Source organism: bacterium (assembly GCA_036524115.1).
In the GTDB taxonomy this organism is placed as follows: Bacteria; JAUVQV01; JAUVQV01; order JAUVQV01; family DATDCY01; genus DATDCY01.
The window spans coordinates 1-8,232 of sequence record DATDCY010000070.1 but is presented as its reverse complement, the minus strand read 5'-3'; the positions used below and the strand labels follow the sequence as shown (position 1 = coordinate 8,232).

At 66.8% G+C, this 8,232-nt stretch carries 8 protein-coding genes and 1 pseudogene; 8 read left to right on the top strand and 1 reads right to left on the bottom strand.

The window, feature by feature from the left end:
• Nucleotides 1–178 precede the first annotated feature (178 nt).
• Together VI078_03375 and VI078_03370 are read left to right on the top strand one after the other, a co-directional pair.
• On the top strand, nucleotides 179–1,072 hold the full coding sequence (locus tag VI078_03375) for a gamma-glutamylcyclotransferase (GenBank protein ID HEY5998324.1): 894 nt from the start codon (nucleotides 179–181) through the stop codon (nucleotides 1,070–1,072).
• A gap of 13 nt (nucleotides 1,073–1,085) precedes the next feature.
• Nucleotides 1,086–1,343, top strand: coding sequence for a hypothetical protein (locus VI078_03370; protein ID HEY5998323.1), 258 nt, complete (start codon nucleotides 1,086–1,088; stop codon nucleotides 1,341–1,343).
• A 15-nt stretch (nucleotides 1,344–1,358) separates the two neighbouring features.
• Here VI078_03370 and VI078_03365 read toward each other — a convergent pair whose 3' ends face one another.
• On the bottom strand, nucleotides 1,359–2,297 hold the full coding sequence (locus tag VI078_03365) for a phosphorylase (protein HEY5998322.1): 939 nt from the start codon (nucleotides 2,295–2,297) through the stop codon (nucleotides 1,359–1,361).
• 274 nt (nucleotides 2,298–2,571) lie between these two features.
• Between VI078_03365 and VI078_03360 the strand changes: the two genes are divergently transcribed.
• The 6 genes and pseudogenes from VI078_03360 (at nucleotide 2,572) to VI078_03335 (ending at nucleotide 7,825) form a co-directional block, all read left to right on the top strand.
• Nucleotides 2,572–4,749 (top strand): bifunctional (p)ppGpp synthetase/guanosine-3',5'-bis(diphosphate) 3'-pyrophosphohydrolase, encoded by a 2,178-nt coding sequence (locus tag VI078_03360; protein ID HEY5998321.1) that lies wholly within the window; start codon nucleotides 2,572–2,574, stop codon nucleotides 4,747–4,749.
• A gap of 16 nt (nucleotides 4,750–4,765) precedes the next feature.
• Entirely contained in the window at nucleotides 4,766–4,915 is a 150-nt protein-coding gene (locus tag VI078_03355) for a hypothetical protein (protein HEY5998320.1), read from the top strand.
• A gap of 5 nt (nucleotides 4,916–4,920) precedes the next feature.
• Complete coding sequence (locus VI078_03350; GenBank protein HEY5998319.1) at nucleotides 4,921–5,937, top strand: virulence protein RhuM/Fic/DOC family protein; 1,017 nt, start codon at nucleotides 4,921–4,923, stop codon at nucleotides 5,935–5,937.
• A gap of 4 nt (nucleotides 5,938–5,941) precedes the next feature.
• A complete protein-coding gene (locus VI078_03345) occupies nucleotides 5,942–6,154 on the top strand; it encodes a type II toxin-antitoxin system HicB family antitoxin (protein ID HEY5998318.1) in 213 nt (70 codons plus the stop codon).
• 217 nt (nucleotides 6,155–6,371) lie between these two features.
• Nucleotides 6,372–6,944 (top strand): HEPN domain-containing protein, encoded by a 573-nt coding sequence (locus VI078_03340; GenBank protein HEY5998317.1) that lies wholly within the window; start codon nucleotides 6,372–6,374, stop codon nucleotides 6,942–6,944.
• A 440-nt stretch (nucleotides 6,945–7,384) separates the two neighbouring features.
• Nucleotides 7,385–7,825, top strand: a pseudogene (locus VI078_03335) (collagen-like protein).
• Nucleotides 7,826–8,232: the final 407 nt, after the last annotated feature.

The window sequence follows — 8,232 nt, the reverse complement described above, 5'->3', positions numbered from 1 at the left end:
GCCAGCGCCCCCGCCGACGTCGTGGTGCAGCACGACCAGCGCAAGGAGAAGTAGGCCCGACGGGGTTCGGGACCACTCGGCGGCCGCCGCCGGCACCGCGCCGGCGGCGGTCGCGTCTTGACAGTATCCTTTCCAGACCGGAAGATGCCCCCCACAGCCGGCGGCATGGGGAGGGCGCATGGATCGGTATTTCGCATACGGGTCGAACCTCAACCTGAGGGACCTCGGCAAGTGGTGTGAACTGATGGGCCGCCCCTCGGCCCTCACCGGCGACGGGCTCGCGGCGTTCCTGCCCGACCACGAACTGGCCTTCGACTACTATTCCCCTTCGCGCAAGGGCGGCGTGCTCGACCTGCGGCCGAGCGTCGGCAAGCTGGTGCCCGGCGCGCTCTTCGAGGTCAGCGAGAGCAGCCTCAAGACGCTCGATCTCAAGGAAGGGGTGCCGCTCATCTACCGGCGCGTGGAGAAGAAGGCCCTCGTCGCGGACGGGCGCGAGTTCGTGGCGGTGGCCTACGAGGTCGCGCCCGAGTACCGCTCGGCGACGCTGGTGCCGCCGTCGGACGCCTACCTCGGCATCGTCGCGGCCGGCCTGGCCGACTTCTGCCACGACGACCGCATGCTCCGGGCGGCGGCGCGGGGCGAGACCGCGCCGTTCCTCGCCTCGGGGCTCTTCGTCTACGGGACCCTGCTGCGCGGGGGCAGCCGCCACGCGGAGCTCAAGCGCTGCGGCGGCGTCTGGAGCACGGTGCCGGCCACGGCGTCGGGGACGCTGCTCGACTGCGGCGCCTTCCCCGGCATGATCGCGGGGCCGGAGGGGACCGTCCACGGAGAACTGGTCGAGCTGCGCGACGTGCCGCTGGCCTTCGCCCACCTCGACGGCGTCGAGGGCTTCGAGGGCTTCGAGGCCTCGCGGGCGCTCTTCCGCCGGGCGCTGATCATGGTGGACACCGGCGAGGCCCGGGCCCAGCTCGCGTGGACCTACCTATGGGCCGGCGGCCCGAAGCACCCGCGGATCGCCTCGGGCGACTGGCTGCGCCGCCCGGCAGCGGGCAGCCGCGGTTCGAGCGGCTGAGAGGAGGCCGGCAATGGTCGACGCTGACGATTTCGACGTCGAGGGCCTGCGCGCGCTGCTGAGGGGCGAGGCGCAGCCGCAGCAGAAGCCCACGGCGACCGCACCGAAGACCGCGACGACCAGGAAGGCTCAGGCGGCGGCGCCGAAGAAGCCCCGGGCCGCCGCTCGCGCGAAGGCCGCCCCGGCGAAAGGCACGGCCGGCAAGGCCGCCCCAGCCAAAGCGCGCGCGACGAAGCAGTCCTCGCGCACGAAGAAGCGCGGGAAGCGCTAGCCCGGGCGGCCCGGATCAGGGACGCGGCGGCAGCGCCGTCTCCCGCAGGGCCGCCAGCGGCCCCACCTGCCGCAGGATCGCCAGTTCCTCCTCCGTGCGCACCAGCAGCGCGCCGGCGTAGCCGAGGGAGTTGATCGACACCGACCTGAAGTGCTCCCGCGACCGCGGTACCACAAGCATCCATTCGCGCGTGACCAGCAGGCAGTACGGGCCGTCCTGCATCTCGGGCGCATCGCCGCCGGATGGCGCGCGCAGCCCGACGTCGGCGAGGAGCGCCCGGTAGGTCTGCCAGGCCGCTCGGGCGCGCGCGCCCGGATCCCCTCCCCCGTCGCCCCCGAGCCGCGCGAATGCGTGGAGGAAGCCGAACCCCGGCAGCTCCCCCGCCTGGCCCGGCGAGCCCGGGTGCACCCGGGCGATGAGCGGGTCGATCGGCACGGGCGGCCCCTCCGCCGCCAGCGGGAGCGGCACGAGCTGCAGGTGCTTGTGGGCCTGGCTCGCGCCGGCCTCCGCGCCCCCGTTGTAGAAGCCGAGCGCCGGGTACTCGGCGAGGCAGCGCCAGAGCGCCTCGAAGTCCGCGGGCGTCAGCAGCGCGCGCTGGTCCTCGAAGCGCCGCGTCACCACCAGCACGTGGCGCTCGACGACGTTGAACTTGTTGAGGATCGCGACGTGAGATGGCGAGACGCCCGCGACGAACAGGGCCGGATCGTAGGGCAGGAACGGGTTGACCGGCGGCGCGCCGGTCGCCGCATCCTTCTCGCGGCGCCAGCGATCCTCGTCCTTGCGGGCAAGGTTGGTGAGCACCCGGACGAGGAAACGCACGCCGCCGTCCTCGATCCACGTCACGCCGGTGGCGATCGGCAGCAGCGCCCCGGAGGCGAGCGCGGCCTCCGTCACGGCGGCGACGGAGGCCGCGAGCGTCCCCGGCGTGAAAGGCTCTGGCGCGGCCGTATCCATGGCGACAAATCCTCGCCGGACGCGTCGGCGCTGTCAACATACACGATGCCCGTGACTTGGGGGTGACAGCGGCGGTAGCCGCGCCATCAGGGGGCAACGCCCCCTATGGAAGCGCCGGCCGAGAGGCGATGTCAATCAGCGACCTTGCCCGGCGCTACAGGACCCCGAAGCCGCCTCAGCCTGTCGCGCCTTGCGTTCGGCCTCACCCTGAGGCTAGAGTGACCGAAAACCGGGCGTTTGGCGCCCGGACACGGCGGCGGAGGTGTGCCCGGGCATGTACCGCATCGGCGAGATCATCGAGCAGGTCCTCGCGTACCACCCCGAGGCCGACACCGAGCTGCTCGAGCGCGCCTACATCTACGCCGCCGTCTCGCACCGCGGCCAGCTGCGGACCTCCGGCGAGCCGTACCTCTCGCACCCCCTGGAGATCGCCGGCATCCTCGCGAAGATGCACATGGACGTCACGACCATCGTCGGCGGCCTGCTGCACGACGTGCCCGAGGACACCGGGACCGCGGTCGCCGAGATCGAGGCCAAGTTCGGACGCGACGTCGCCGTGCTCGTCGAGGGCGTCACCAAGATCGGCAAGATGGAGTTCTCCACGCGCGAGGAGCGCGAGGCCGAGAACTTCCGCAAGATGGTCCTGGCGATGGCCAAGGACATCCGGGTCATCCTCATCAAGCTCGCCGACCGCCTGCACAACATGCGCACGATCGACCCGCTCCCCGAGGCCAAGCGCCGCCGCATCGCGCGCGAGACCCTCGACATCTACGCGCCGCTCGCCAACCGGCTCGGGATCGCCTGGATGAAGACCGAGCTGGAGGACCTCGCCTTCCGGCAGCTGCACCCGGCCGAGTACGACGACGTCTCGCAGCGCGTCGCCAAGAAGCGCCAGGAGCAGGAGAAGTACCTCGAGGAGGTGCAGGCGCTCATCCGCAGCAAGCTCGGCGAGGCGGAGGTTACGGCGCAGGTCACCGGGCGCGCCAAGCACATCTACGGCATCTGGAGCAAGATGCGCCGCCAGAACATCCCCTTCGACCAGGTCTACGACATCATCGCCGTGCGGATCATCACGGACTCGGTGCGCAACTGCTACGCCGTGCTCGGCACGATCCACTCGCTCTGGACGCCGGTGCCGGGGCGCTTCAAAGACTACATCGCCATGCCCAAGGCCAACGGCTACCAGTCCCTGCACACGACGGTCATCGGGCCCGGCGGCGAGCGCGTCGAGTTCCAGATCCGCACCGCCGAGATGCACGCCATCGCCCAGCACGGCATCGCCGCGCACTGGAAGTACAAGGAGGGGCTCACCGGCGAGAGCCGCTTCGACCAGAGCCAGAAGTGGCTCAAGGGGCTGCTGGAGTGGCAGAAGGAGCTCAAGGACCCGCGCGAGTTCCTCGAGACGGTCAAGGTCGACCTCTTCCAGGACGAGGTCTACGCCTTCACGCCGCGGGGCGACGTGCGGGCCCTGCCGCGCGGGGCGACGCCCGTGGACTTTGCTTACGCCGTGCACTCGGACGTCGGCCACCGCTGCGTCGGCGCGAAGGTCAACGGCCGCATCGTCCCGCTGCGCTACGAGATCGCCAACGGCGACATCGTCGAGATCCTCACGCAGGCCGGCCACACCCCGAGCAAGGACTGGCTCAAGTTCGTGCGCACCTCGCGCGCACGCACCCGAATCAAGTCCTGGATCAAGGTCGAGGAGCGCGCCCAGAGCATCACGCTGGGGCGCGAGCTGCTCGACAAGGAGCTGCGCCGGCTGGAGCTGCCGGCCGCGAAGGCGCTCAAGTCGCCCGAGTTCGCGGCCGCCCTCGCGGCGCTGAGCTTCAAGACCGCGGACGACGCTTTCGCCGCGATCGGCTACGGCAAGCTCGCCGCGCACCAGCTCGCCGTGCGCCTGCTGCCCCCCGAGGAGGCGGCCAAGCGCGAGGAGCGCAAGGACTCGCGCCTGCGCGACTTCGTCAAGCGCATCACCGGCAAGCGGGTCGAGACGAGCGTGCGCATCGGCGGGCTCGACGGGGCCCTGACGCGTTTCGCGCAGTGCTGCAACCCGGTGCCGGGCGACCGGATCATCGGCTTCATCACGCGCGGGCGGGGCGTGACCGTCCACGCCGCCGACTGCCCCAACGCCTCGCCGTCGCTGCTCGACAAGGAGCGGCTCGTCGCGGTCGAGTGGGACCTCGGCACCGAGCAGAGCTACCCGGTGCGCCTGCAGGTGGAGGCGCGCGACAAGCCCGGCCTGCTCGCGGCCCTCAGCGGCGTGGTCGCCGAGGCCGGCGTGAACATCGCCGGCGCCAAGGTCACGACCGAGGGCGGGCGCGCGGTCACCGGCTTCGACCTGGAGATCAAGAACCTCGAGCAGCTGCGCAAGCTCATGGACCAGCTGCGCCGGCTCAAGGGCGTGACGCGGGTGGAGCGGGTGCGGGGGACGGCGGGCGCGGCAGCCAAGTAATCGTGGAGGCAACGGCATGATTGTGAAGAATCTGAGCCGGCTGCTCAATGGGAAGGAGGACGCCGACGTCTTGAAGAGGGATCTCTGGCCCGGGCAGCACACGTGGCTTCGGAAGCACCCGGAGCTGTTTCAGAAGGTTTTCGCGCCGATCGCAAAGGAGCTATAGGCGAGATGTCCGCGCAGGGTCCTGCCGGCGACGAGGTCGTCCTCTTCGCGGCCCCGGATGGAGGCGTCAGACTCGATGTCCGCTTGGAGCGGGAGACCGTCTGGCTATCGTTGGGCCAGATGGCCAAGCTCTTTGAGCGCGACAAGTCTGTGATTTCGCGCCACTTGAGAGCCGTATTCGCGTCGGGAGAGCTGTCGCGGGAGGCAACTGTTGCAAAAAATGCAACGGTTCGACGGGAAGGGAACAGGGGTGTGGCCCGCGACATTGATATGTTCAATCTGGACGCCATTATCTCCGTCGGCTACCGGGTCAACTCCAGGCGCGGCACCCAATTCCGCATCTGGGCGACCCGCACCCTCAGGGAACACCTCGTCCGTGGCTACACCATGAACGAGCGGCGGCTGCGGGAGAAGGGGTTCGGAGAGATCGAGCAGGCCGTGAGGCTGCTGGCGCGGACGCTGGACCGTCATGCGCTCGTGACAGACGATGGGCGGGCGGTGCTCGAGGTGGTACAGCAGTACACGCGGGCTTGGCGGCTGTTGCTGGAGTACGACGAGGCGCGGTTGGCCGGAATGCCGGCGGCACCGCGCACGCCAAGCGTATCGCTGACCTTGGACGTGGCGCGGGCTGCGATCACCGGCTTGCGGGTGCCCCTCGCTGCGCGGGGCGAGGCGACCGGTCTCTTCGGGCAGGAGCGCGCTGAAGGCTTGGGCGCCATTCTCGCCGCCATCGAGCAGACCTTCGGCGGGGAGCCGCTCTACCCGACGGTTCAGGCCCGCGCGGCCCATCTGCTGTACTTCGTCATCAAGGACCACCCGTTCTCCGACGGCAACAAGCGCATTGGCACGCTACTCTTCCTGGAGTACTTGCGGCTGAACGGCCTGCTCCGCGGCGCCGACGGCAGCCTGCGCTTCACCGACAGCGCCATGGTCGCGCTGGCGCTCCTCGTCGCGGAGAGCGATCCCGCGGAGAAGGAGTTGCTGATCAGGCTGGTTCTCAACCTGTTGGACGACGAGAACTAGATCGATGAGCGCCAAGTACGAGATCGTGATCTACTGGAGTGCCGAGGACAAGACCTTCATCGCCGAAGTGCCCGAGCTGCCCGCATGTATGGCAGATGGAGCGTCCTACCAGGAAGCTCTCGCGAACGCTGAGGTGATCATCAAGGAATGGATTGACACTGCAAAGGAACTCGGGCGCCCCATTCCGGAGCCGCGGGGGAAGTTGATGTACGCGTGAGGGAACATGCTCACGAGGAAGGTGCCTCCGATTCACCCCGGCGAGATCCTGGTGGAGGACAGCAGGTCAGCTAGATACACTGTTGGAGCAAGAAGGAAAGCAACTTCACCAGTTCACAACATCGGAGAAGACCATGCCAAGTTGGACTTCGACTCAAACGAACGCACATCAGGGCGTGGGGCCCGCTCTTGGGATTGTCGATAACGTTCTTAGCTACGTGAAAGACACAAAGGGCAAGCCATCAGAGAAAGAACGTGCGTTGTTTGCGGCCGCTGTGGTATTCACGTATGGAATTTGGGAGAACTATGTTGAGCAACTATCCATCGAACTGGCGGAGAAAGTCTCAAAGGACATTTCCCCAGAGAGGGTTCCAGAGAAGATTCGGAAGTTGCTGGAGAAGTGTACGCCATGGGAATTGACAGTCTTCCCTGGGTGGCGGAGCCTGTGGGTGCAGAAGGTTAGGCAACAAGCCATAGGTGAGAATATCGAGAACTACGGCCTGAACACGGCCAAAGCAGGCCCAGTTAAGCGCCTGCTGGAATTGGCTGGCGTGGGCGATGCGTTCGAAGGACTTGGTTCAGGAATAGTGCCGGAACATCTCACCACAACTACCAAGGAACCATCCTGTGCAATTGATCGCCTGGTGGAACTCAGAGGGGAAATTGTGCACACCGGCAAGGTTCCTGACACGCTCCGCAAACCGCATGTTCGTGAATGGCGACAGTTCATCGAGTCTATTTCTTCCGCAATGGACAAGACAACGCGTCAACAATGCGCGACACTGCTATGAAGAACCCATTGGCGATCTCACCTGCCAAGCCATCGACGAATGTACCCCGACCTCTTGAAAGCTCTTGACCTCGGGTGATATCCTCCGATTGTTCGCGGCGTCCTCATCCGAGCCGTGGCATGTCTACTCGTCTTACGCTGGAGGGGGGCATGAAGCGCCTGCTGACCATCGTGTTCGTGATGCTCACTTTGCTTTGCCTCGAAACCTCTGCCCATTCCGCCTCCCCTGCCCTGCGCTTTCTCCTCGAGAAACAGACCAACCTACAACCGGGGACCCACACCCTCCAATTTAGTCTGTGGGATGAGGCAGGCAGACAGCTCTGGTCCTCGGGATGGGTAAATCTCACTCTGAAGACCCCGGTCCTGGTCTACACGCTGGGCGGCGGCTCAACCCCCATTCCAAACACGGTCGACTTCTCTCAGCAGTTGTTTGTCCAGGTCATGAAGAAGGGCGTAGTGACGCCGGTGGTTGCTCGATCCTTCTTCCCAATCGCGCCCTACGCCCTCTACAGCGAGTCAGGACCACCTGGTCCGACAGGGCCGGAGGGCCCTGAGGGGCCACAGGGGCCGCAGGGCGCCACGGGCGCGCAGGGACCGCGGGGATTGCAGGGCTTACAGGGACCACAAGGAGCCGACGGGCCTACGGGACCTCAAGGGCCGCAGGGGCTCGCGGGACCGACCGGCCCACAAGGACCGGGGGGAAGCGTTGGCCCTGCTGGGGCGCGGGGGTCAACTGGTAGTACGGGCGCCACTGGGCCTACGGGTTCTAATGGCCCCCAAGGACCGAGCGGCAATCCCGGCCCCACTGGGCCGCTGGGGCCCACTGGAAGTATTGGTGCAATCGGGCCTACTGGCTGTACTGGAGCGCAGGGGCCTCCAGGCACCATCCGCTACGCATGCTGGGATCTTAACGGCAGCCAGACCTGCGACCTCGCCACTGAGGATAAGAACCTTGATGGAATATGCAGCATCGCCGATTGCCCGTCGCCAATCATCAGGTCGGGGGTGAGTTATACCGACCAGAACCTGGTTGGCAGCAATTTCTCCCACATCGTGCTTGCGGGCGCGAAGTTTACGGGATGCGATTTGAGACTTGCGGACTTTTCAAATTCTGATTGCACCGCCGCGATCTTTGCGGCAACTTGTTGCTAGAACCTATCTCAAAACTGTTTGAGCAAGATGCAGATTGAAGCGAGCTGGACGAAGCCGAGGAAGTTCTCGGTATAGTACTCCCAGCGGACGACGAGACGACGCTGCCAATGAAGCCAAGACCAGAAGCGCTCGACGAG